This is a genomic window from Flavobacterium ranwuense (assembly GCF_004349315.1).
GTDB classification, from domain to species: domain Bacteria; phylum Bacteroidota; class Bacteroidia; order Flavobacteriales; family Flavobacteriaceae; genus Flavobacterium; species Flavobacterium ranwuense.
In genome coordinates this window covers 720,731-744,708 of the sequence record NZ_SMLH01000001.1, presented here as the reverse complement: position 1 = coordinate 744,708, position 23,978 = coordinate 720,731, and the positions used below count along the sequence as shown (strand labels likewise).

Sequence of the window (23,978 nt, the reverse complement as noted above, 5' to 3'; positions counted from 1 at the left end):
ATTATTCTTTAATCAAAGATATTTCAACTCTTCTGTTCATTGCTTTACCTTTTGCAGTTTTGTTAGTTGCAATTGGTTTAGTTTCTCCAAAACCTGTAGATCTAAGTCTGTCAGAAGCAATTCCGTTTTCAATTAAATAATTTTTAACTGCAGCAGCTCTGTTCTCAGATAACGTTTGGTTAAGTTCATTACTACCATCACTATCACAGTGCCCTTCGATCATGAATTTTGAATAAGGATATTCTTTCAAGATAGAAGTGATTGATTGTAAAACTGTGTAAGTACCTTTTTGGAAAGTAGATTTACCAGAATCAAACAAGATTATTTTACCATAGTTATTTAAAGTTTTCATAACTTCTTCTGAAACTTCTGGACAACCTTGATTAGCAACAGTTCCTCTTACGTCTGGACATTTATCATCTTTGTCTAAAACACCATCTCCATCAGTATCTGGCCAAGGACAACCCGCGTTTTCTTTAGGACCTTTTACAGTAGGACATTTGTCATCTTTATCAGCAACACCGTCACCGTCAGCATCTGGACAACCTTTTAATGCAGCTAAACCAGCAACTTCTGGACAAGCATCATCTTTATCAGCAATTCCATCTCCGTCTGTATCAGGACATCCGTTCAATGCAGCTAAACCAGCAACATCTGGACAAGCATCAGCACTATCTTGGATTCCATCTCCATCAGTATCAGGACATCCGTTAAATTCTTTTAAACCAGCAACTTCTGGACAAGCATCATCTTTGTCATAAATCCCATCACCATCTGTATCTTTACCTCCGAATTTGAAGATAAGACCCGCTGAATGTTGAAAATGTGACGGAGCATCTGGAACACCAGCTGCATCTTCTCTATCACCAAAAGATTTTTTATATTTTGTAGCAAGTTCCAATCCAACATTTTCAGTAAACCAAAAAGTTAAACCAGCACCTGGATTTAAAGTTCCGTAGCTACTGTCTCCAAAGAAAGTATAACCTCCTCCAACAGATAGAGACGGGTCAATAACTTTAGAGTTAATCAAATTCATGAAACTATATCTAATAGTTGCATCAATACCATAATACATTAAGTCTCCTGGATTAGAAACAACATATCCACGAGAATCATGACCAACTGCAGTTGGAGCAAATTTCACATATTTATCGATTTTGTTCACAGAACCAGAAAGTCCAAATGAGAAATTATCCCCTATATATTTCGATACACTAAGGTACGATACAGAAGGAAGAATATTCCAATTGTCTTTAACTGCAAATGGTTGAGAAAAATGGCGATCTGCCCAATTTTTTCCTCCACCAGCACTGGTTTTAGTATCAACGGCATTAACTCCAAAAGAGATAGCCCATGGATTGTTACTGTCTTGTGCGTGAGAGCTTAGACCCATCACCATCATCACAGCAAGTAAAAGTTTTTTAAGATGTTTCATACTTAATTTTTTTAATTACGATTTAGTTAATTATAAACAAAAGTAATGCGTAAATTTTTAACTACAAAACTAAATGTTAAAAAAAACCTATAAAAATCGTCAAAAGTGGAAATTATACAACTTCAAATCGAAATTATACAACATTTAACATTTTTCCAACTTCAACAAAAGCACTGATAGCCTTGTCTAAATGGGCTTTTGTGTGAGCTGCCGATAATTGCACTCTAATCCTAGCTTTATCTTTTGGCACCACTGGAAAAAAGAATCCTATGACATAAACCCCCTTTTTTAAGAGTTCATTTGCCATAGTTTGAGATAATTTTGCATCATAAAGCATCACTGGAACAATTGCAGAATCACCATCAATGATGTCAAAACCGGCTTTTTTCATTCCTTCTTTGAAATAACTAGTGTTCCATTCCAATTTATCTCTTAGTGTCGTATCATTTTCTAATAATTCAAAAACTTTGATAGAAGCTCCTACAATTGCGGGTGCTAAAGAATTTGAAAACAAATAAGGTCTGGAACGTTGACGCAATATTTCAATAATTTCTTTTTTGGCAGTAGTGTAACCACCCATAGCGCCACCAAGTGCTTTTCCTAAAGTTCCCGTTATGATATCTACTCTCCCCATCACACCTTTTGCCTCGAGCGTTCCTTTTCCGGTTGCACCTATAAATCCCGCAGCATGACACTCATCAACCATGACCATCGCATCATATTTATCAGCTAAATCACAAATTTTATCTAATGGCGCTACAACACCATCCATCGAGAAAACACCATCCGTAACAATTAATTTAAAACGAGTTCCAGCTTCTGTAGCCTTAATCAACTGCTTTTCTAAATCTTCCATATTGCTGTTTTCATAACGATAGCGTGCTGCTTTACACAAACGAACCCCGTCAATAATGGAAGCATGATTCAAACTGTCAGAAATAATGCAATCTTGATCTCCTAATAACGGCTCGAAAACCCCTCCATTTGCATCAAATGCTGCAGCATAAAGAATCGTGTCTTCTGTCCCGTAAAATTCAGAGATCTTTTTCTCTAATGTTTTATGAATATCCTGAGTCCCACAAATAAAACGCACGGATGACATTCCGAAACCATGTGTATCCAATGCATCTTTTGCCGCCTGAATCACCTCTGGATGCGAAGACAATCCCAGATAGTTATTGGCACAAAAATTCAAAACCGTTTCTCCTGTAGAAATAGTGATTTCTGCACCTTGTGGTGAAGTGATAATTCTTTCTGATTTAAAAATTCCGTTATCTACAATCGTTTGAAGTTCTGACTGCAGATGTTGTTGTATTTTCCCGTACATAATTTTGTTTAAAGTTTAAGGTTTAAAGTTTTTGTCTTAAAGACACGAAGACTCAAGTTTTTAGTTTTTGGCTACAAATGTACTACATCGATTGACAAACCTATATACACAAGTGCTTTTTTTACCACTTTAAATCCCATTAATTCAATCGCATGTTGATAATTTTCTAATTGTAATTGGTATTTTGAATTGTGAATTCCTGTTTTATAATCTAACAGAAATACGTCTTTTTCTTTGGTCACAACCATTCGGTCAGGTTTGATTGTTTTTCCTTCTTTCTGAATAATGGTTTGTTCATTCATAATTTCATTTCCCTCAGAAAAATAAGTTGAAAGTTCACTATGATTAACAATTTCCTGAATAGTTTTAAAAACTGTTTTTTTTTGGCTAAAAGTGATTAATCCGCTCTCTATGGATTTTGTAATCGCTAAATCCACGTCGGCTTTTGTTTTTACAAAAGACAAAATTTCGTGAACCACATTTCCGTATTCTATAGCTTCCTGCTGGTGCGTTCCCCACATAAGAGCTTCTCGCTGCGCAATTTTTATATTTTTGGGATTTAGAATTTCTGAAACTAAAGGAATCGTTTTAGAAGTATCGACATGTTTCTTTTCATTTGACAACTTTGTTGATTTCCCAAATTCGTACTCCAATTTACTTTCGTCAAATTCTCCTTTGTTTATCAAATAATTAATAAAAAACGCACACATGTTATTTTTTGGAACTTCTCCTTTACTGGATAAATTCATATTTGAAATCACATACAATTGTTCCTCAGCTCGCGTCAAAGCCACATACAAAACATTGATATTATCCAATAATTCTTCCTGCTTTTTTTGATTGTAAACCTCCGCAGCTTCATCGCCAAATCCTTCCACCGCTTTACTATTGTCAATCAACACTTTTGGCAAACCAAAATCCTGTTCCTCCGCGTTGAGCCATAACTTATCTTTTGGCTTTAGACTATAATCTTCCTCTGCAAAAGGAAAAATCACAACCGGGAATTCCAATCCTTTCGATTTATGAATCGTCATAATACGAACTGCATTAGTCCCTTCCGGAGATGGAATACTGAATTTCTCCGCATTTTTATCCCAGAAATTTAAGAAGTCCGAAATCCCTGCTTGGTTGCGAATGTCTCGTTCCAGAACAATGTCCAGGAAATATTGAACGTAGGCATTACTTATTTTTGAGTTCAGGAACTTTGCTATTATTGTCTCCACCGCTTCATACAATGATTTTTTTCTAATGTTTTGAAACGAAAGTGAAACATCAAAACTCATCAACCAATTTTCGAAATCAGTTTCCTGAAACAACGCCATTCCTTGAGCAATAAAATCATGAATCGGTAATTTATCCTGACTGTTTTGTGCTAAATATTGAAGAAAATTTGCTTTGGATTCCAGATCAGAACTATTTTTCAAGTATTTTAATAAATGAATAATTAATCGAACTTCGGTCGCATTTTGAATCATTAATGTTTCCGATGACAAAAGTGGAATTCCTTGTTCTGTCAAATAATTCGCAATCGCAATTCCTTGACTTCTTTTTCGAGTAAGGATCACAATATCTTTGTATTGAAAGCCTTGTTTTAAAGTTTTTTGAATCGTATTTAATGTCGCCAAAACATACAAATCGGTTTTATCCAAAGTTTCTTCATCTTCCGAAGTTTCTACTTTTGGAATAAAAGAAATATTTACATATCCACCGGTTTTGTCATTCGTTTTTTGATGACTGTGATTTTCATATAAATCTTTATAATCCAAATGTTCAAATTCGTTCGAAATCAATTGGAAAAAATCATTGTTGAATTCGATTATCTGTGAATAACTACGATAATTTTTATCTAAATGTTCGAGTTTTTTATCGGGATTATTGAACGGATTTTGGTTTTTACTCAACTCGATAAACTGCTCCGCTTTTCCGCCACGCCATCTGTAAATAGATTGTTTCGGATCGCCCACAATCATCAAAGTTCCTTTTACCCCAAAATCATCCTGACCCGAAAGTGCATTATCAATCAGCGGAATCAGGTTCTGCCATTGCATTTCAGAAGTATCCTGAAATTCATCGATGAAAAAATGACGGTAGCGCTCGCCCAATCTCTCATATATAAAAGGTGCCGGCTGATTCTGAATTTCACGATGGATAATCGCATTAAATTCTGAAATGGAAAGTACATTTTGTTCTTCCTGAATTTTGGCTAATTCATTACTTACGGTATTTAACAATGACAAAGGCGTAATGTTTTTCAAGAACGCTTTATAGAAATTTATCTTTTCGAAAGTTTTGTAAACTTTGGTCAGGATTTGTAAAAATTCAGGAATCAGATTTTCAATAATCGCTCGGTCTTTTGCAGTTTTATTGATAGCAATATCATCAAACTCATGAAAGGTTTTATTCTTTGGATTGAATTTTCCTTGTTGAATACTGTTAATATGATTTGGGAAAGTACCTCTAGAAAATGATTTTACATCAATCCCATTTTTATCAATTAATAACAATGCTTCTTCTGCAAAAACAATACTTTCTTTCTCTAAAACTTTACAAGCATCGGCTAATTTATTTTTTATTTCAACAAATTCGGCTATGGATTTATCTTGAAAATGAGTAATCTCATTTCGATTATTTTCATTAAGAACCAAACGACCGGTTTCTAGAATTTCACGTGAAATATCCCAAGATTTGTCATCGTCGGTTTTTTCCATCGTAAAATCGATAAGCAGTTTTGTTAATGTCTCATCTTCTCCGGCTTGGGCAATAATGGCATCGACGGCTTCAACCAATAAATTTTCGGTGTCCAATGTGACTTCAAAAGTCATGGGCAAATTCAAATCGTGAGCAAAAGCGCGAATCACTTTATGGGTAAATTTATCGATGGTCGAAATATCAAAAGCAGCATAATTATGAATAATATGCTTGATGATTTGCTGTGATTTGGTTTTGATTTGAATGATGGATAATTCCGTATCTATTGCTAAATCCTGCATTAAATCCTGCGCTTTTTGCGCCGGTTCGTCTTTAGCAAATTCAGAAAGACTGCCTACGATTCGGCTTTTCATTTCGTGTACCGCTTTATTGGTAAACGTAATGGCGAGAATGTTGCGATAGGCGTCGTTCTTTGGCGCGACAAGGATAATTTTCAGGTATTCTTTGACAAGCGCATAGGTTTTTCCGGATCCGGCCGATGCGTCGTATATGGAGAATGATGGTCTTTGCATTAAGATTTTAGATTTCTGATTAACGATTTTAGATTTCTGATTTAGAATTAGCGTTCTAATTTCCAAATCCCGAAGCGTCGGGACTAGCCCTGATGGAAGCGGCATCTTTTTGTGTCTCGTTTTTTTTAACGAGGAACAAAAGATATAGCGGACAGCAGGAAATAGCTCCTAAAAACACAACTATTAACAGGTTACTTTTAAAATTTGCCCCGAAACTTCGGGATAAAACTTAAAAGTAGTATTTTTGCAGCATGGAAACAAATAGACAGAAAAAAATAGGTGGGGTTATCCAAAAAGATTTGGTTGATATCCTGCAAGGTGAAGTGAGAAAAAACGGAGTAGCTAATTTAATTATTTCGGTATCCAAGGTTATTGTAACTTCAGATTTATCTGTGGCTACAGTTCATTTAAGCGTTTTTCCTCAGGATAAAGCAAAAGAGATTTTAGAGGCGGTTAAGTCCAATTCTAAAACAATAAAACACGATTTATCACAACGTGTTCGCTTACAATTAAGAAAAGTTCCTAATTTGGTTTTCTTTATTGACGACTCTTTAGACTATATCGAAAAAATTGACAATGCGTTAGCAAATAAAGATAATCCTATAGAAAACAGAGATCTTTTAGATAAACGCAGATTTCAATAAAATTTGAATTTCCCCCTTTACATAGCCAAACGCTATATTCTTAGCAATAGCAAAAACAATGCTATCAATATTATCAATCGCATTGCCAGCATGGGAATTATTGTTGGCGCCATGGCTTTGTTTGTGGTTTTATCTGTTTTTAGCGGACTGAAAGTTTTTAGTCTTTCGTTTACCAATGACATTGATCCTGATCTAAAAATAAGCAGCACTTTAGGAAAATCCTTTTTGATTTCTCCAAGTCAGGAAAGCCAAATCAAGAAAATCGACGGCTTAGCTTCGTATACTAAAATTATTGAAGAGCGCGTTTTATTTATTTTTGACGGAAAACAGGAAGTTACTTATCTCAAAGGTGTTGATTCCAATTTCAGCAAAGTAAATGCTATAGAAACAAAACTTTTCAATGGTCAATGGCTTAAACCAGATACGTATCAAGTGGTGGTTGGTTATGGGATTGCCCAGAAATTCTCGATGGGATTATTGGATTTTAATCGTCAATTGGAGGTTTTAGTTCCAAAACCAGGAAAAGGCGCTATCGAAAATCCGGAACAAGCTTTTAATAAAACGGATATTATCCCTGTTGGGATTTATGCCATCAGCGAAGATTTGGATTCGAAATATGTTTTTGCCGATTTAGGTTTAGCACAGGAATTATTGGAATACAAAACCAATCAGGTTTCTGGAATTGAAATCAAAGTAAAAACTGGCGCTGATGAAACTGCTATTATAGATCAACTTAAAACAATTTTCAACAATAAAATCACCGTAAAAAACAGGGCACAACTCAATGAATCGCTCTATAAAATGTTGAATACCGAGAATATTGCGGTGTATTTAATATTCACTTTGGTGTTAGTTGTAGCGCTTTTCAACTTGATTGGCGCATTGATTATGATGATTTTGGACAAAAAAGGAAACCTAAAAACCCTTTTTAATCTTGGAACTGAAATCAAAGATCTACGAAAAATATTCCTACTTCAAGGCACTTTATTGAGTGTTTTTGGCGGAATTATTGGCTTGGTTTTAGGAATTATAATCGTTTTGCTACAAGAATATTTTCAACTGGTTATGATTACTCCTACGCTTGCGTATCCTGTGATTTTTTCTCTCGAAAATGTACTGATTGTTATGGGAACAATTATCACGCTTGGCTTTATTGCTTCGCTGATTGCGAGTAGTCGCGTGAGCAAGAAGTTATTGGATTAATTTTTTTTATTAAAAAGAATATTTACATTTACCTTTCATAAAATCTAAAAGCTATGATAGTTTCTGTCTAGTCCTTCTTTATTTTTCGAATAATTAGGACCACTTTATTTACTTTTTGGTTCAGACTAATAGGTCTGGACTGATCCTCTCATTAATCCTAATTTATCATGACAGAAACAACATTAGAAAAAAACTTATTTTCTCGAATTTTCACAACATTAAAACAAGCGATCAAAGGAGATGAACCTTTTGATTATACGTCTGGAAGCATAAAAAAAGGGGTAATTCTTCTAGCTATTCCGATGGTATTGGAAATGCTTATGGAATCGGTTTTCGCTTTAGTCGATTTATATTTTGTCGGCCATTTAGAGCAAAGCAGTTATGCAATTCAAGCGGTTGGCTTGACAGAGTCGGTAATCACGATTGTTTATTCTGTTGCTATCGGAATTAGTATGGCCGCTACTGCAGTTGTTGCGCGTCGAATTGGCGAAAAAGATCCTGTCGCTGCCGCAAAAGCCGGAATGCAAGCCATCATTATTGCATTTGTTATCAATACAATAATCAGCATTTTTGGTTTTATTTATGCCAAAGACATCTTGTTGCTTATGGGAGCCTCCGTTGAAGCTGCTGAATACGGAGTTAACTTCACTCGCATTATGATGGGCGGAAGTTTATGCATCATGCTTTTATTTCTTATTAACGGAATATTCCGTGGCGCAGGAAATGCTGCCATTGCCATGAAAAGTCTTTGGTTGGCCAATATTTGCAACATTATTTTATGTCCCATATTAATTAACGGATTTGGACCCATTCCTGCTTTCGGATTAATGGGTGCCGCATTGGCAACAACTATCGGAAGAAGTATTGGTGTTTTGTACCAATTGTATCATTTATTTAATGGCAGAGGAATTTTAAAAATCATACCTTCTTATTTTATCCCAGATCTGGAACAAATAAAAGCATTGGTAAAAATCGCGGCCCCTGGAGTATTACAATTTGTAATTGCTTCCTGCAGTTGGATATTTCTGGCTCAATTGGTCGCCACCACAGGTGGAGATCACGGTTCAGCTGGATATCAAACCGCATTGCGCATCATGATGTTTTTTATTCTTCCTGCTTGGGGATTAAGTAATGCCGCTGCAACTTTGGTGGGGCAAAATTTAGGAGCGAAACAAATTGAACGTGCCGAAAAATCGGTTTTTACCACCGCAAAATACAATGTAATTTTTATGGCAATTATTACGGTTATTACACTGATTTTTTCCCGTTCCCTGATTTCATTTTTCACGAATGACCTTATTATTCAAAAGATTGCCGTTGAAGCATTACAAACAATGTGTTTGGGATATGTTTTTTACGGAATTGGGATGGTGTTAATTAATACATTCAATGGAGCCGGCGATACCTGGACTCCAACAATGATTAATTTTTTCGGATTCTGGTTATTCCAAATTCCGCTGGCTTATTTATTATCCAAATATTATAAAATGGGACCAACAGGTGTTTTTATAGCGATTCCTATAGCCGAAACCGCAATTACTTTGGCAAGTATCGTTCTCTACAAAAGGGGGAAGTGGAAACGTATAAAAGTATAAGAAAAAAGGCTTGACAATTTAATTGTCAAGCCTTTTATATTTAAACAACCTCGTATCCTGCATACGCCTCTTCAATCTCATTCAAAGCGGCAAACAACTCTTCAGGACGATCTAGCGTTACTAATTTTTGTTTGTGGGTTTTGAAGGAATGAATTCCTTTAAAATAATTGGTGTAATGAGGTCTGGTTTCAACAATTCCTAGTCTTTCTCCTTTCCATTCCATCGCCCAAGTGAGGTGGTTGCGCACCGCTTCTACTCTATCGACAACAGTAGGTTTTGGCAAATGCTCGCCTGTTTTGAAGTAATGTTTGATTTCGTCGAAAATCCAAGGATAACCAATGGCGGCGCGACCAATCATAATTCCGTCGATACCGTATTCGTTTTTATAATGTAATGCTTTTTCTGGAGAATCGATATCACCGTTTCCAAAAATAGGCATTGTGATTCTTGGGTTATTTTTTACTCGGGCAATATGAGACCAGTCGGAATGGCCTTTGTACATTTGGGCACGAGTTCTGGCGTGTATGCTCAAAGCTGCAACACCAATGTCTTGCAAACGCTCCGCAACTTCATCAATATTAATGGAATTGTCATCCCAACCCAAACGGGTTTTTACAGTCACCGGTAAATGTGTACTATCGATAACAGCCTGAGTCAAACGAATCATCAAATCAACGTCTTTTAAAACGCCGGCACCGGCGCCTTTGCAAACGACTTTTTTGACAGGACAACCAAAATTAATATCTATTAAATCCGGATTTACTGCTGAAACAATTTTTGAGGACATGGCCATTGCTTCTTCATCTCCACCAAAAATCTGGATTCCAACTGGGCGTTCGTAATCGAAAATATCTAATTTCATTCTGCTTTTGATGGCATCCCGAATCAATCCTTCGGAAGAAATAAATTCCGAATACATCAAATCGGCACCATGGGCTTTGCATAATCTGCGAAAAGGCGGATCGCTCACATCTTCCATGGGCGCGAGAAGTAAAGGAAATTCAGGTAATATTATGTTGCCAATCTTGACCATTATTTTTAATTTTTTGCAAAATTACGATTTTTAGACGTAAAAAAACAAAAAGAGCAATAATACACTCATTATGACAGTGTTAAAGAGTGTTAATTCTGTTATCAAAAAAATGAATTGGCTTTCTGCTCATCGGATTATAAATCAGTGGATTCAGGATTTCTTTTGTGGTGAATTCAATTTTCGGGCTAACCCTTAGCTTGGCTCTGAAATGATCTTTTAGTTCCTGCAGAAAAGTATCGGATTGTTGTTTTACGGCAATTTTTATAAGGATTTCATCCGTACCTAAATCATTGGTTGAAATTTCGATAATATGACTTTCTATAGTTGAAAAATTATTCAAAACATCATTCATTGCTGGCGGATACAAGGTCGTCCCTTTGTATTTTATCATTTGTTGTTTTCGACCAATAACGGGTCCAACACGCAAAGTGTTTCTCCCACAAGCACAAGGTTCATTATGCAATTGTACAATGTCTCCGGTTTTAAAACGCACCAACGGCATAGCTTCAATTCCTAAAGTGGTAAAAGTCAATTCACCTGATTCACCATTTTTTACAGGTTTATTATTTTCGTCCAAAACTTCTAGGATGATTAATTCCGGATGATGATGACCACCGATTGAATGTTCACATTCCGTAAAAGCTGTGCTCATTTCGGTAGATGCATAAGTTGAAAACAACTTAATATTCCATTTATCCGTGATTTTTTTAGACAAGGTGTTCATCGAAAAGTCTTGGTTTCTAAGCGATTCTCCAATGCAAACTGCTCCTTTTATACCCGATTTGTTATAATCAATATTATGAGCCTCGGCATATTCTATGAGTTTTAATAAAAAGGAAGGAACGGTTATCAGATAGTTTGGTTTGTATTTTAAAATGGAATCCCATTGCAATTCCGGAATTCCGGCGCCAACGCGAATCACGCCAACTTTCATTTTTCGGAGCCCTAAAAAGTAGGCCAATCCAGCCATAAACCGCCTGTCGATGGTAGTCATCAATTGCACGATATCACCTTCTTTTATGCCTGCACAATCAAAGGAAATGGCTTCATTATAGGCTAGTCGATCTAAATCCTTGTCGGTTAAACCAAAAGTCACCGGTTTGCCTAATGTCCCTGATGTGGTGGCATAATCGATGATTTTATTGGCTGGAACACATAGAAAATCATCATTGTGTTTTTGCAAATCTTCTTTGGTTGTAACGGGTAAAAACTGTAAATCTTCTAATGTTTTGATTTTGCTGACATCAATGTTTTCTTTCTCAAAAAGAGTTTTATAAAAAGGCGAATTTTGATTCACATAATCTAAAAGTTCCAACAATTTTCGCTCCTGAAAAGCTTTAATTTCGGCTAATGTGGCGGTTTCTATTTTTGGAATCATTGCAGTTTTCTTTTAATTTTATTTAAATACTTTTCAATTTCTTCTTTTTTAGGAAGCGTGGTAATTTCTTTGGTCAATGCTTTTTCGAATTGCTCTTGCGCCAATTTATATTCTTTTTTTTGATAAAAGGAAAGTCCTACTTTGTAATAAACAATCCAATAATCGGGATTCAAAGATTGGTAATTTTCGGCAAAATTGGTTGGTAAATCTTGTTTCTTTTTTAAAAAAGAATCTATTTTTCGGTCTTCAATTCGATAAAGTTCATAATTTTTATATTCCTTGGTTTCCAAAAAGGGATCTTTTGGGATATTCAGATTTTCTTGTTCCAATGAAACTATGAAATCTTTTGAATGTCTATTCTTGAAAATTTTATTTAAGTCATAACAAACAAATTCGCCCATTTGATAGGGATTTGATGAGACCCAAACCAATCGTTGTTCTGGTTTAAAAACAATTCCGTGATGCGCCAATAATTGATTCAGTGCTTTTTCATTTCCATAACCCAAAGCTAAATTATTCAAACCATCTTTATTTCGAAGAATTTCAACTGCTTTTTCAGGATTTATTTTTTTATTTTCATCAAATAATTCCACCATTCTTTCAAAACGATATTTAGAATGACTGTTTTTAATTTGTTTTTGATTCCTATTGTTATTCTTTAAAGCGGCACTTTGAAAATGATTGGAACATAGCAATTGATTGTTGTTTGGAACATCATAAACACCTAAGCCATTTGGAGAAACTTCAATCAAAACCGCTTTTTTATCACGAGCACTTCCAATCATAATAGATTCGGAAACAAAGACTTTTCTGCTTTTGGCAATGGAAATCGCTTCATCAATAGTCGCGGCATATTGCAATATTTCTCTCGTCAAAATAGAAACAGGAGTTTTGGCAATCAACGGAATTTTAGACTTCCCGGAATTAATTGTTACTGTCAATCCTTCGTTATTCATTCCTGAAATGGCGCCGATCATTCCTGCCCAAGTTACCATCATAAATGGATAGCCTTCTTTTGGATTAATAAAGGCAACCATTTGATCTTTGGCAAATTCATCACCGGCATAAAAATCTAAATTCCTGCCTATAATTAAACTGCCATCTTCCGATTTTTCGCCCCAAGCAGCAAAAGAAGAACAACCCACCAATGCCAAATCCTGTACTGCATGCCCTATATCATGAGCAGCATGCAAATACAAACTTCTAAGAAACGGAGAGGCGAGGTAGTCAAATTCATGTGAGCTATATCGTGAAATACCATAAATTTCGGCTTGATATTCGTTAGGTACATTGAGGTATACTTTTCGATTGTACCATTTTAAAAAATTACGCAGCACTCTCTGTCTGAATTTTGACGGAACCAAATCATTTATTTTAGAGAAAAAAACACGATCCTGTTTTTTTAATAATGAATCTGTGAGGCTTCCCATTATTAATCCTCTTTCGAGCGGGTCCCCTTCTACATAAAGCTCCCAAAGGTTTTGTTTGTTTTTCAATAAATAATTACTCCCCGAAGAGAAAAAAGTGCTCGAATGTTTTTTCACAATTGGGACAGCGTTATTATACCCCGCCAATTGTGGTTGATGACGCATTGATTTTGAAGTGCCACATGAAATAATTGTTAGGATAAATCCAAATAAAATTGCAAATTGAAACTGTCTTTTCATATCCGTTAATTTATCATTTACTCCAAAAACTGATTGATTTTATTAACCAAATATTCTTTTCCCACAATTTCCGAGCAGGTTACCACTGCACCAATTGTAACGCCTAAAACACCGTGCATATTAATGCTTTGACCCGTCAAATATAAATTATCAAGTTTGGTTTTTGAAGCAATAAATGTTTTCATCGGGTTATTGGAATCTTTCTCATAACCGTACATATTCCCGTTGTGTCCGCCAATATAATCCCTGTATGAAAGTGGTGTCGAAGTATGTACCGACTGGATACAATCTCTAATTCCCGGGAATTTAAGTTCTATTCCCTGAAGAAATTTTTCGGATTTCCGATTTTTAAATGATTCGTAACTTTCGCCTCTATCTTCTTTCTCTGCAGCAGTATTATACGTTTGTTTCCAAGGTTTTAAATCATCAAATTTCATATAGGTGATAAAAGTCATTCCATCAGCCCAAACTTCCTGTTTTTTGGAAGCATTCATCGAAGCCATAAACGCTTTTGGCCAGGTTTCCTCGGAATACTCATGTGCTGTCCAAACTTCATTGCTATCCTTAAAATGGTAATAATTATGGTTTAAGTATCTGAACGTTTCTGGTTTGAAAACCACATACAAACTAAAAGCAGAAATTCCGCCTTCTAAACTCTGGATTCGGTTGTAAAATGACTTTCTGAAATTATCCTTGCCTGCCATTTTCAAAGTAGTTTTAGGATCTACATTAGATATAAAAAACTGGGCTGAAACTTCAGTGCCATCTTTCATCTTAACCGAATTCACCTTATTATTTTCTACCTCAAACTGAACAACTTCTTTGTGTTTATAGACTTCACCGCCATTTTTTTTGAGCTGTTTTATCAATTGTTTGGTAATTTGACTTCCGCCATTGATGCAACGCCAAGAACTTTGAATATACGAATTTACGGATAAAGCATGAACATAAAAAGGGGATTTTTCTTCAATTCCGGCATATAAAAAATTAGATCCCGCAAGTACGGCTCTTAATTTCTTATTATCCGTTAACTCATCTATATATTGTTTAGCATTTATTGACAATATTTCACTGTCGTATTTCCCTTCCCAATTCAAATTATACAAAGGAAATGAATCACAGGTTTTTGTAATTTCGTCACAATATTTTTGAATCGATTCTTTTTCTTCGGGGAAATAGTTCCCTAATTGATTTGCAAAATTTTCATACCCTTGCGCATGCGGATATTCCTTATTCTCGTCTTCAAAAGAAATAATGTCAAAACCATCCTCATCCATTTTTTTGAGTTTCAAATCATCCATAATGCCTAAATATTTGAAATATTTATACAAATTCTGACCTTCACTTAATCCTCCGATATAATGTATTCCGGTATCGAAAATCGTTTTATCCCTGACAAAAGTTTGAAGATTTCCTCCAAACTGATTGTTTTTTTCGAGCACACATACGCTGTATCCTTCTTTCGCCAAGATAATTGCAGACACTAATCCGCCTAATCCACTTCCAATAACAACCACATCATAATGCTCTTTCATCGCATGTTCTTTCTTAAAATAATCCCTTTTTCAATTTCAATATCAATATCAAAACCAAGACTCAACACGGTGTCTTTTAGATTTGGAGCATTTATTAGAATAATCGTTTTTGCCAAATTTCCGATATCCTCCAAATTAATTTTGATGTGTCGATCAGAAATCAAAACCACATCATATTTATTTGATTCAAAGTTTTCAATAGTTTCAAGATAGTGAATGCTTCTTTTCTTTACAATATAATTCATTTTGGCAACCGCTCTTTTTTCTTCATCCGAAATATAAGAAACTACTTTTCTTTGCGATTCCTGAAGTGAAAGCAACACATCCAATTGTCCGTAATCATCCGCCAAATGCAGCACTTTTGCCTTTGGGGAAATATCATTAATTAATCTATAATATAACTCTAAATGCTTGTCCAAATCCTTTTTAACTGCTTGTATGACCTCGGCTTCTTTATAATCAAAACTATTAATGATCATTTTTTTGAAATAGTCCGGCCCCTCTAATTCCTGACGCATTTTTTTGTAATGCGCTTTAAAAAAAGTGCTTATTTTCTTTGTTCGTTCTGAATAATCTTTACCGAAAGTAACATCATCAGGAGCAATCCGTTTTAAAATTTCTACTGTTGTTGTTCCGCCGTTGATAACGAAATCACCTTTAGGCAACACTTCAGAATACCCATGAATGACAACAGGAACGATATCTAACTGGAATTGTTCCGCCAAATAAAAGGCGCCTTTGTGAAAACGTTTAATCGTATTATCCACGGAACGCGTTCCTTCCGGAAAAACCATTAATGAAAATCCCTGATCAATTTTAGCTCTCAAATGTTCAATACCATTATCTATCCCGCTGGAAACTGGATAAAATCCAGCCAACCGAACGCCTTTGCCAAAAATTGGGGAATTATAAACCCAATCGCTAACCAAAAATATAATTTTTGGACTTAACATCCCAATAGCTAAAATATCCAAAAAAGAGGTGTGATTTGCAATGATTACGACAGGTTTATCGAAGGTTTCGTTTTGTGTATTGATTATTTTTCTACGAATCGACGGATAGGAGACTAACACCGATTGCATGAATTTCGACATTAGAAAATGAAATGCTTTCTCCTTTTTTATTCTGGAAATTGGAATTATTTTCATCAAAACAACACTGATAACAGATAAAAGAAAACCTCCTAATCCATAATACGTGAAGGATAAAATTGAATGTAATACTCTTTTAATTTCGAATGGTGCTTTTCCGTTTTTGGGTCTGTTCGACAAGAATAATTTGAACAAAATTGGATAAAAAATAAACGTAATAATCAATGCGGCGAAAACCCCGATCAACGAGACTGATGAAATCGAAATCAATGCCGGATGTTTCGCAAAGACCAACGCACCAATTCCTAAAATGGTCGTAATTGCCGCCAAAATTATTGACGTTCGGTAAATCGCAATTTCGTTTTTTCCGTTGGTATATTCTTTTTGCAATGCACTAGTCATAAAAATACTGAAATCAACACCGTGTCCAAAAATTAAAGTGCAAACGATCACGCTGAAAATATTCAGTTGAATATTAAAAACACCCATAATTCCTGCCGTAACAACTCCAGTAATAACGATTGGAATGCAACTGATGATAACCAATTCTATTCTTCTGAAAAATAAAAACAAGATGAGAACCACAGCGATAAAAGAATAATTGACCAATGTGGTGAAATCTGTTTTGAGTTCGCCAAGAAAAGTCTCATTCATTTGCTGACGATCGATAACCACTAAATGTGGCTCAGATGACACTGATTTTACAAAAGCATCCCGTTGATCGTTGGAAACTTTTACTAAAGTCGAAATCGTGAAAAATTCGTTTTTTTTCGTTACAAATTCTTTAAGTTGCAAGGCATTGAGCTGTGCATATTCTTCAAAAGCAATCGGTTTAAAAGTCTTGTTTAAATGCTCGAAAAAAACATGATGTGTTGACGGCTCAAAGCCGAATTTTGTACCTTCAGAAATTAAATCCCTCCTTAAATCTGCTTTCTTATTTTCATCCCAAAAGGAATTCCAAGTATCGATTCTTTTTTGTTGTTCTTTTTCGGAAATCACGATGCCGCCTATGGAGCTATAATTTAGAATTTTGCGGGTTGACTTTTCCTTTGCTAAACTTGAAAACAGCTTGTTATTGTTTTGTAAAACTTCCTCCATAGAATTGCCATAAGAAGCCAGGTAAATTGATTTAGAAGTAATATTAGTGCTTTCTTCCAATTCTTTTTCTGCTGCTTTTATTTCTTTTGGAACATAATTCAATTGCGATAAATCGTTATTGAAAACCACTTTATCGTAAGTAAAAAAACAGGCAATTATAATTACGATACAACTCCCAATCAGGAATTTATTTTTATGAAAAGAGAAATTCGCCAGATTATCGATACTGTTTTTCTTGTGTCCAAAATTTTCTTCTTTGGGTTTGTACAAATGTGGTACAAAAAGCAATGAAAATACTGCCGAAGCCACTACAATAGTTGCCGCAAAGATTCCCAAATCATTCAATGCTTCCGACTTTACGAAAAGCAAACATAAAAAAGCAACAGCTGTCGTTGTGCTGCTCATAATTAAAGGCATTGTAATGTCTCTATACAAAGTTTTTACGTCACTGTTATGTTTATAATGCGTGAGAATATGCAGCGAATAATCGATGGTGATTCCCAGTAAAACCGAGCCAATTCCCAACGAAATTGCCGAAATCGTACCTTTGACAAAATACAATAACGCAATGGCAAAAAGTCCGCCGAAAACAGTCGGCAAAAAAACAATCAGCGGAATGTATATTTTTCTATAAAACAGAATTAAAATCAACATTAACGCAATCATCGCAACGGTGGTTGTCATAATGATATCGCTCTTAATCTGATTGGCATTGGCAACTGCAATAAGTGTTGATCCAAAATAACTTGCTCCAGCTTTGTTTTTAAACTGCTGATTTAAATGGTCTTTTATCGCGTTGAGTCTGGCAACAAAAAAAGTATTCTTTTCCGTTTCACTTGATGGCAAAGCGGGCGTAATAAACAAGAGTAATTTCTTTTTGTCTTTGGTCATTACAAAGCCGTTTTCCAACTGAAAATCATCTCCTATATTGAGCTGTTGCAATTTTTTTAATCCAATAAAAGAAATTCCCAACGGATCTTGAAGTATAAAATCTTTGGCAACAATCCCTGTTGGCGAAATTAAGGTTTTGTAATTGCCGGCAACGCTATTCGCAAGACTGTCTTTTTTCAATTTATTTTGAATGGTTGCATAATCTTTTTCATCTAAAAATAACGGCAAATTGTTATATACAAAATCCATTGTTTCCTGAATATTTTCTTCGTCAATTTTTCCCTGAATGGAGTTAATATAAGGTTTACATTCCTTGGAAACGCTGTCTAAAAAAGCATGGGCGTATTCGGCTAAATCCTCCGAAGTCCCTTCTTTTTCAAGATGAATCGTAACGGTGATTTTATCGGCAAAATTCAATTGGTTTAAAACTTTTGCAGTAACATCCGATTTCTCGTTGGTCGGAATTAATTTGGTAATGTCTTCACTAAATTTAATCTTGGTAGCGAAAAAACCAAATACAATAAGTACGACTGATGCAATTCCAATAGAAAGGAATTTCCTTCTATTCACAAAGGAATGAATGGCAAAAAAATAATGGTGCATTCTTTATTTTTTAATTTTAAAAGTACTAAAAAGCGTCAATGCAAAATAACCCGAAAGACCAAAAATTATTGACATCATAATGGCTAAAATAAAACTTCCAACGAGATATTGGTGAATATTATTCTGAATATCGGAAAAAGTCATGGAAGTGTCTAAAAATAAATGCGTTTTATTGTTACTAAAATAGCCGCCAATTTTCAATGACCCATAAATAATAAAAGGAATCAGCGGGGGAAAACTGATGTTGGAAAAAGTAAACGAAATGGCTTTATTCAGTTTAAATACAACCGCCAAAAACAGAACAAGAACCGTTTGAAATCCCCAAAACGGTGAGATTCCTATAAAAACACCTAGTGCAATCGAAAATGATTTTCTTGCATTAGAATCATTGCTTTCCAGGATATTTTCCAGAAAAAACTTCCTGATTCCTTTTTTTTTTAGGCTACGGAAAAAATCTCTCGGTTTGATATATAAAAGCGTGATGAAAACAAAAACAGTATTCAGAATGCTGATTCGAGTAAAATCACGGAAGGGTCGAAAATGAGAAACTCGTTCCGTTGGATCATACAAGACCTGAATTGGAATATTCTTCACCCGAATGCCTTTCCAAGCAGAACGGACAATAACTTCAATCTCAAATTCAAATTTGGGAGTGAAATAATTGACAGGAATGCTACTTAATGGGTATAATCTGTAACCGGACTGTGTGTCTTCCAATCGGATTCCAGTTTCAAACCAAAACCAAAAATTAGAAAATTTATTACCAAAACTACTTTTCTTAGGAACGCCTTCCTGCATCATATTACGGCTTCCTATCAGCAAAACTTCGCCTTCACTTTCTAGCGCATCAATGAATTTCGGGATGTCCGACGCAAAATGCTGGCCATCCGAATCAATAGTTATAGCGTAATTGTAATTTAATTCTTTTGCTTTTTTAAAACCAGCTCGCAACGCCAATCCTTTTCCACTATTTTCAGGAAAATATATTTGAACCAGTTGGGTATAATCCTCTAAAATCCGAGCCGTTTCATCAGTGGAACCGTCGTTAACAATAATAATATTTGAAGTATAATGCAAAATAGAATCGAGAACTCCTTTTACCGTTTTACAGTTATTATACGTGGGTACAATAACACAAACTTTCAGTCGATTGACACTGTCAATATCATATAAATTACCTTCCATTTATTTATCGCTGCTAACTATTTGACAGTTTGTTTTTCTATTGCTGAAAAGCTTTTGGATTGCATAATAAAATTTTTCACATATTCTTTTAAAGTGGCAGATTGCTCCTTATAATGGGTCAATATGAAATGCTTATCTTCTTTTATGTTTTTATTATATTTTACAATTTTAGGCACGTTTTCCTGAATACTCAAACGAATTAATCGGATTTCTATAGCATTCGGTTCGTTTGCTACAGCAAATTCAACCAGTTTTGCGCCTTCTTTAAAAGCTTTCGTTTTATCTGCAACTTTTTTTGCGGATTTCGACAGCAATATTATCGATGCGCCTTTGTAAGCTAGCAGTGTTTTATTGTCATCATTTGTAATACACGCAAGTTTTGAGAACAATTCTTTTGATAAACTTTCTGAATTCACCGCATTTAGGTATAATTTTCTAATTTCTGAAAGCTCAGGATTAGAAAAAAAATTAATCAGTAGAACTAATGAGAAGAACAATTTCATGATGCTGTTTTTTTGTAAACACTACTTAATTTTAGTGCTATCGTTTCATTAAAAAAGGTCGTATTTTTTACTTTTACTAAGCCGTCTTCCGAAATTACAACATCCAATTCTAAACGCAATTCAGACGTGACATCCGGATTGATTAAAGCCATGAACTTAACATTCGTAAGTGTTTGCATCATCAAACTGCTTTCAGCTATTTGTTCTGTTAGTTCTTTGATAATTTGCATCATACAGACTCCCGGCATAATTGGATTTCCAGGAAAATGTCCTTTAAAAATCTCATGTTTTTCATTAATTAAAATAGTAGCCGAATACTTTTGAGTATCGATTTTTTCTAATGAAAGTATTTTGTAGAAATCTTTTAATAACATGTTATTTAATTTAATCCGAAAATATACGTTGCTCCTATTTGATAAACTAGATTTGAGTTTACATTTGCACTACCAGTGTTGTCATCAAAAACGTCTCTAGTCCCTTTTTTAATTCTTGCTTCTAAAGAAATCCCTTTTGGTAAACTAAAGCCTACGCCTCCTATAATACCAAAATCGATATCCTCACCCTTGGAAACATTTGCATTAAAGTCTTTATTCTCATCAATTTTAAAGTCATTTCCAACTAGTATGTCAAAACATGGACCCACTAGAATATAGAAGTTCATGTATAAATTAAATTTATTAATAGTTACAAAGGATAGGTATTGCAATGAAATATCAGCATCTCTTTCTTCATATACAGTGTTGATTTCAAATGGAGAAACTTGCTCGTAATAAAAGCCATCGACCTTCCCTTTACCTCCTTGTCTCGAATAAACTAATTCAGGCTGTAAGGTATAAAACTTAGAAAGCTTTAATGCTCCAAAAGCCCCAAGATAGAAATCCGTTTTTGTGCTAAGATTTGCATTTTGTATTTTTGAAAAATTTAAGCCTATTTGTATACCGGGCTTGAAAGTTACTTGGGCTTGAACTTGTGCGACTCCTAAAAGTGCAAAAACGGCAATAATAAATCCTTTTTTAGACATTTTATATTTTTATGTTATTTCACATCAAATGTGTACGTTACCCCCAATTGGAAAACAACATTCATATGGTTAACATCCGTATCTATTACAGGAACAATTCCTTTTTTTACTCTTGCTTCTATTCCAAAATTTGAATTGAAATTATATCCCGCGCCCAATACGAAAGCCAAATCAACATCGCTATCGGTGTCAAAATTATTATCTACCACAAAATCAATTGTTGGACCAACATGAATATTAAACTGATCATTAAAAGTGAATTTATTCAGCATCTTTAAAGACAAATAATTGACATTCAAATTGGTATTCCCATTATATTTTGAGCCTTGCTCGGAGTATTCAATCTCAGGCTGTAAAGTATAATATTTAGTGAGTTTTAAAGCACCATAAAATGCAATATAAAAATCTGTTTTCGTTGTAAAGTTGGCATTACTACCACCACTTGCAGGGTCATAACTAGAAGAATAATAATTATCTCCTTTTGTAAAATGCGAGAAGTTCAAACCGGCTCTTAATCCTGGTTTGAAAGTAACTTGAGCTTGTGTTTGAGCAATTCCGAAAAAGACACAGAGTGCGATGAAAAATCCTTTTTTCATATTGTTTATTGTTTAAAATAATTGAGTTCTATTCTTAGTTTTATATTTTGATGTTGAATGACAATCTTTTCCGCAAAAATATTGTTTTCTGAAACAAAATTGATGTTTATTTTTTCTTTTGTTTTAGAAGAATGCACAATTTTGTATAACTTTTCGCCAGCTTTTGATACAAAAAGGGTGTTAAATCGATTTCCATCTTTGGATTTATAAACTTTATCGGTTGCATTCTCGAATTGCTCATTAATCAAAAATTGGTTTCTAAGAAGCAACCTGAAATCTGTTTTTAGAGTATTGACAAGGATTTTTTTATCTAATTCTTCCACAATTGAATTGACTTTAAAATCGGTTTCCGAAATTTCAAAATCCAATAATTTATTACCGAATTCAGTCGTAAAAACGACTCTGTGCGTGGTATCATTTATCTTTTTTGCGATAAAAATCCCCGTCAATTCATTTCCATAAACGGTTATATTCGCTTTATACACATAATCGATTTCCGGATTTGAAAAATATGGAGCTACAAAGGTTGTTATTTCAAAAGTTGCAGGGGTAAAATCTTTTACAACTGTATTTGTTGCACAAGAAGACAAAACAAGAATTAGTAAACAACTAATTCGTAAAAAAAGAATCGTCGATTTTAGCATTTATCACTTTATTTTTTAGTACAATTCGGGTAAAATCCTCTGCGGATTCCATTAGTTTTACTTGAACCACGGTCGCATCTTCTTTATCAAAAGTCAATTCAATTTGTTTGATATATTTTTTTAGTGTAGCATCTTTTGGAATGAACTTGGTAATATTTTGTCCTTTATTTTTGAAATAGCTTATCGTAAATTCTTTGTCATCAAACATATCTCCGCTTACACTACCAACTATAAGCTTGTTGATTTTTGCAAATATTTTGCTGTTTCCTACATTAACGGCACTTTTCTTCCCTTCGTCATTAATCAGAATTTTTCCATTCTTAAAAATGATCGAATAACTGTATGGCTTTTTATATTGCCACTGTAATAAACTTGGTTCTTTAAAAACCATTCTCCCCGAAGTTTCAATGTCTTTCGACAAAAAAGCCATGTGTTTGTATTGTGTAAAATCAGTGCTTAAAGACTTTATTTTTTTAGAAACAACGGCAACTGATTGTTTGAAAGCAACAATTTCGCTTTCGGTCATTTTTTGTTCCTGGGCAAACGAAGACCAGTTACAAAGGCATAAAAATAATACTAACAAATAGATTTTAGTTTTCATAAGCTTCTATATTCAAAAGTTGTTCTAACGAAACAACCGTATAATTATTTTTTTGCAAAAACTGCAAAAATTGTTCCAAGACATTTACGGAATGCATAGACGTATCGTGCAAAAGTACAATTCCGCCCGGCTTTACACGTTTTATAATTCTATCAAAAATCTTTTTTTCGTTTTTAATCACACCGTCCAAAGATCTGATATTCCAGCCAATTGCTTTATGTTTTGTAATTTCTAAAGCACGACGAATGGAGGGATTTGTAACTCCGTAGGGAGGGCGAAAAAGCTGCGTTTTCTTTCCCGAAATTTTCTCAATTAGCGCATTTGTTTTTTGTAATTCTGCCGTTACTTTATTTTTTCTATAAAAATCAAAAAAATGAGAATGACTGAACGAATGATTTCCCACAAGATGTCCTTCGGCGACAATTCGTTGGAGAATTTCAGGATGTTTTTCGATGTTTTTTCCAATGCAAAAAAAAGTGGCTTTGGCATCGTATCTTTTTAATAAATCCAAAACCAACAAAGTCATTTCATCTGGACCATCATCAAATGTTAAGGCTATTTTTTTTTCTTTTTCCGAAGGATTATTGCAATAGGCTTTTACATGATAATTGGAAGAAATAAATGAAGAGCCAATCATTACAATTAAAAACCAAATAAAACCAATACCAACAAAATACGTAGTTTCAATTGTTACAAAAAAACTCAAA

The 23,978-nt window shown here is 34.5% G+C and carries 19 protein-coding genes; 3 read left to right on the top strand and 16 right to left on the bottom strand.

The window, feature by feature from the left end:
• Position 1: 1 nt before the first annotated feature.
• From E0I61_RS03260 to E0I61_RS03250, 3 genes are all read right to left on the bottom strand, one after another.
• Positions 2 to 1,435 carry an OmpA family protein gene (locus E0I61_RS03260; RefSeq protein WP_132069376.1) on the bottom strand — a complete coding sequence of 478 codons (1,434 nt, stop codon included), beginning with the start codon at positions 1,433 to 1,435 and terminating at the stop codon, positions 2 to 4.
• Positions 1,436 to 1,568: 133 nt separating this feature from the next.
• On the bottom strand, positions 1,569 to 2,762 hold the full coding sequence (gene kbl / locus E0I61_RS03255; RefSeq protein WP_132069374.1) for a glycine C-acetyltransferase: 1,194 nt from the start codon (positions 2,760 to 2,762) through the stop codon (positions 1,569 to 1,571).
• 71 nt (positions 2,763 to 2,833) lie between these two features.
• Complete coding sequence (locus E0I61_RS03250; protein WP_132069704.1) at positions 2,834 to 5,983, bottom strand: UvrD-helicase domain-containing protein; 3,150 nt, start codon at positions 5,981 to 5,983, stop codon at positions 2,834 to 2,836.
• Between the two features lie 251 nt (positions 5,984 to 6,234).
• Between E0I61_RS03250 and rbfA the strand changes: the two genes are divergently transcribed.
• From rbfA to E0I61_RS03235, 3 genes are all read left to right on the top strand, one after another.
• Positions 6,235 to 6,627, top strand: a complete 393-nt coding sequence (gene rbfA, locus E0I61_RS03245; RefSeq protein WP_131990447.1) for a 30S ribosome-binding factor RbfA — start codon at positions 6,235 to 6,237, stop codon at positions 6,625 to 6,627.
• A gap of 3 nt (positions 6,628 to 6,630) precedes the next feature.
• The gene (locus tag E0I61_RS03240; RefSeq protein WP_132069372.1) at positions 6,631 to 7,830 is read left to right on the top strand and encodes an ABC transporter permease; all 1,200 of its coding nucleotides are present in this window, start codon (positions 6,631 to 6,633) and stop codon (positions 7,828 to 7,830) included.
• 167 nt (positions 7,831 to 7,997) lie between these two features.
• Positions 7,998 to 9,425 (top strand): MATE family efflux transporter, encoded by a 1,428-nt coding sequence (locus E0I61_RS03235; RefSeq protein WP_132069370.1) that lies wholly within the window; start codon positions 7,998 to 8,000, stop codon positions 9,423 to 9,425.
• Positions 9,426 to 9,465: 40 nt separating this feature from the next.
• Here E0I61_RS03235 and dusB read toward each other — a convergent pair whose 3' ends face one another.
• The 13 genes from dusB to E0I61_RS03170 form a co-directional block, all read right to left on the bottom strand.
• Entirely contained in the window at positions 9,466 to 10,458 is a 993-nt protein-coding gene (gene dusB, locus E0I61_RS03230; RefSeq protein ID WP_131990450.1) for a tRNA dihydrouridine synthase DusB, read from the bottom strand.
• Positions 10,459 to 10,537: 79 nt separating this feature from the next.
• Complete coding sequence (locus E0I61_RS03225; protein ID WP_132069368.1) at positions 10,538 to 11,836, bottom strand: phenylacetate--CoA ligase; 1,299 nt, start codon at positions 11,834 to 11,836, stop codon at positions 10,538 to 10,540.
• A complete protein-coding gene (locus tag E0I61_RS03220; RefSeq protein ID WP_132069366.1) occupies positions 11,833 to 13,503 on the bottom strand; it encodes a C45 family autoproteolytic acyltransferase/hydolase in 1,671 nt (556 codons plus the stop codon). Before E0I61_RS03220 ends, E0I61_RS03225 begins: the two co-directional genes overlap by 4 nt.
• Before the next feature lie 17 nt (positions 13,504 to 13,520).
• Positions 13,521 to 15,038, bottom strand: coding sequence for a phytoene desaturase family protein (locus E0I61_RS03215; RefSeq protein WP_131990453.1), 1,518 nt, complete (start codon positions 15,036 to 15,038; stop codon positions 13,521 to 13,523).
• Positions 15,035 to 18,721, bottom strand: a complete 3,687-nt coding sequence (locus E0I61_RS03210) for a 1-acyl-sn-glycerol-3-phosphate acyltransferase (RefSeq protein ID WP_132069364.1) — start codon at positions 18,719 to 18,721, stop codon at positions 15,035 to 15,037. Before E0I61_RS03210 ends, E0I61_RS03215 begins: the two co-directional genes overlap by 4 nt.
• 3 nt (positions 18,722 to 18,724) lie before the next feature.
• Positions 18,725 to 19,906: a DUF2062 domain-containing protein gene (locus E0I61_RS03205; RefSeq protein ID WP_132069362.1), complete on the bottom strand. Its 1,182-nt coding sequence runs from the start codon at positions 19,904 to 19,906 to the stop codon at positions 18,725 to 18,727.
• A gap of 17 nt (positions 19,907 to 19,923) precedes the next feature.
• Positions 19,924 to 20,409, bottom strand: a complete 486-nt coding sequence (locus E0I61_RS03200) for a hypothetical protein (RefSeq protein ID WP_132069360.1) — start codon at positions 20,407 to 20,409, stop codon at positions 19,924 to 19,926.
• Positions 20,406 to 20,783 carry a hotdog family protein gene (locus tag E0I61_RS03195; RefSeq protein ID WP_132069358.1) on the bottom strand — a complete coding sequence of 126 codons (378 nt, stop codon included), beginning with the start codon at positions 20,781 to 20,783 and terminating at the stop codon, positions 20,406 to 20,408. The genes E0I61_RS03200 and E0I61_RS03195 overlap by 4 nt, the downstream gene beginning before the upstream one ends.
• Positions 20,784 to 20,788: 5 nt before the next feature.
• Positions 20,789 to 21,430: an outer membrane beta-barrel protein gene (locus E0I61_RS03190; protein ID WP_132069356.1), complete on the bottom strand. Its 642-nt coding sequence runs from the start codon at positions 21,428 to 21,430 to the stop codon at positions 20,789 to 20,791.
• 14 nt (positions 21,431 to 21,444) lie between these two features.
• A complete protein-coding gene (locus tag E0I61_RS03185) occupies positions 21,445 to 22,026 on the bottom strand; it encodes an outer membrane beta-barrel protein (RefSeq protein WP_132069354.1) in 582 nt (193 codons plus the stop codon).
• Positions 22,027 to 22,031: 5 nt separating this feature from the next.
• The gene (locus E0I61_RS03180) at positions 22,032 to 22,670 is read right to left on the bottom strand and encodes a hypothetical protein (RefSeq protein WP_165930170.1); all 639 of its coding nucleotides are present in this window, start codon (positions 22,668 to 22,670) and stop codon (positions 22,032 to 22,034) included.
• The gene (locus E0I61_RS03175; RefSeq protein ID WP_132069352.1) at positions 22,636 to 23,271 is read right to left on the bottom strand and encodes a LolA family protein; all 636 of its coding nucleotides are present in this window, start codon (positions 23,269 to 23,271) and stop codon (positions 22,636 to 22,638) included. The genes E0I61_RS03180 and E0I61_RS03175 overlap by 35 nt, the downstream gene beginning before the upstream one ends.
• Positions 23,261 to 23,977 (bottom strand): polysaccharide deacetylase family protein, encoded by a 717-nt coding sequence (locus E0I61_RS03170; protein WP_235832055.1) that lies wholly within the window; start codon positions 23,975 to 23,977, stop codon positions 23,261 to 23,263. Before E0I61_RS03170 ends, E0I61_RS03175 begins: the two co-directional genes overlap by 11 nt.
• Between the last annotated feature and the right edge of the window lies 1 nt (position 23,978).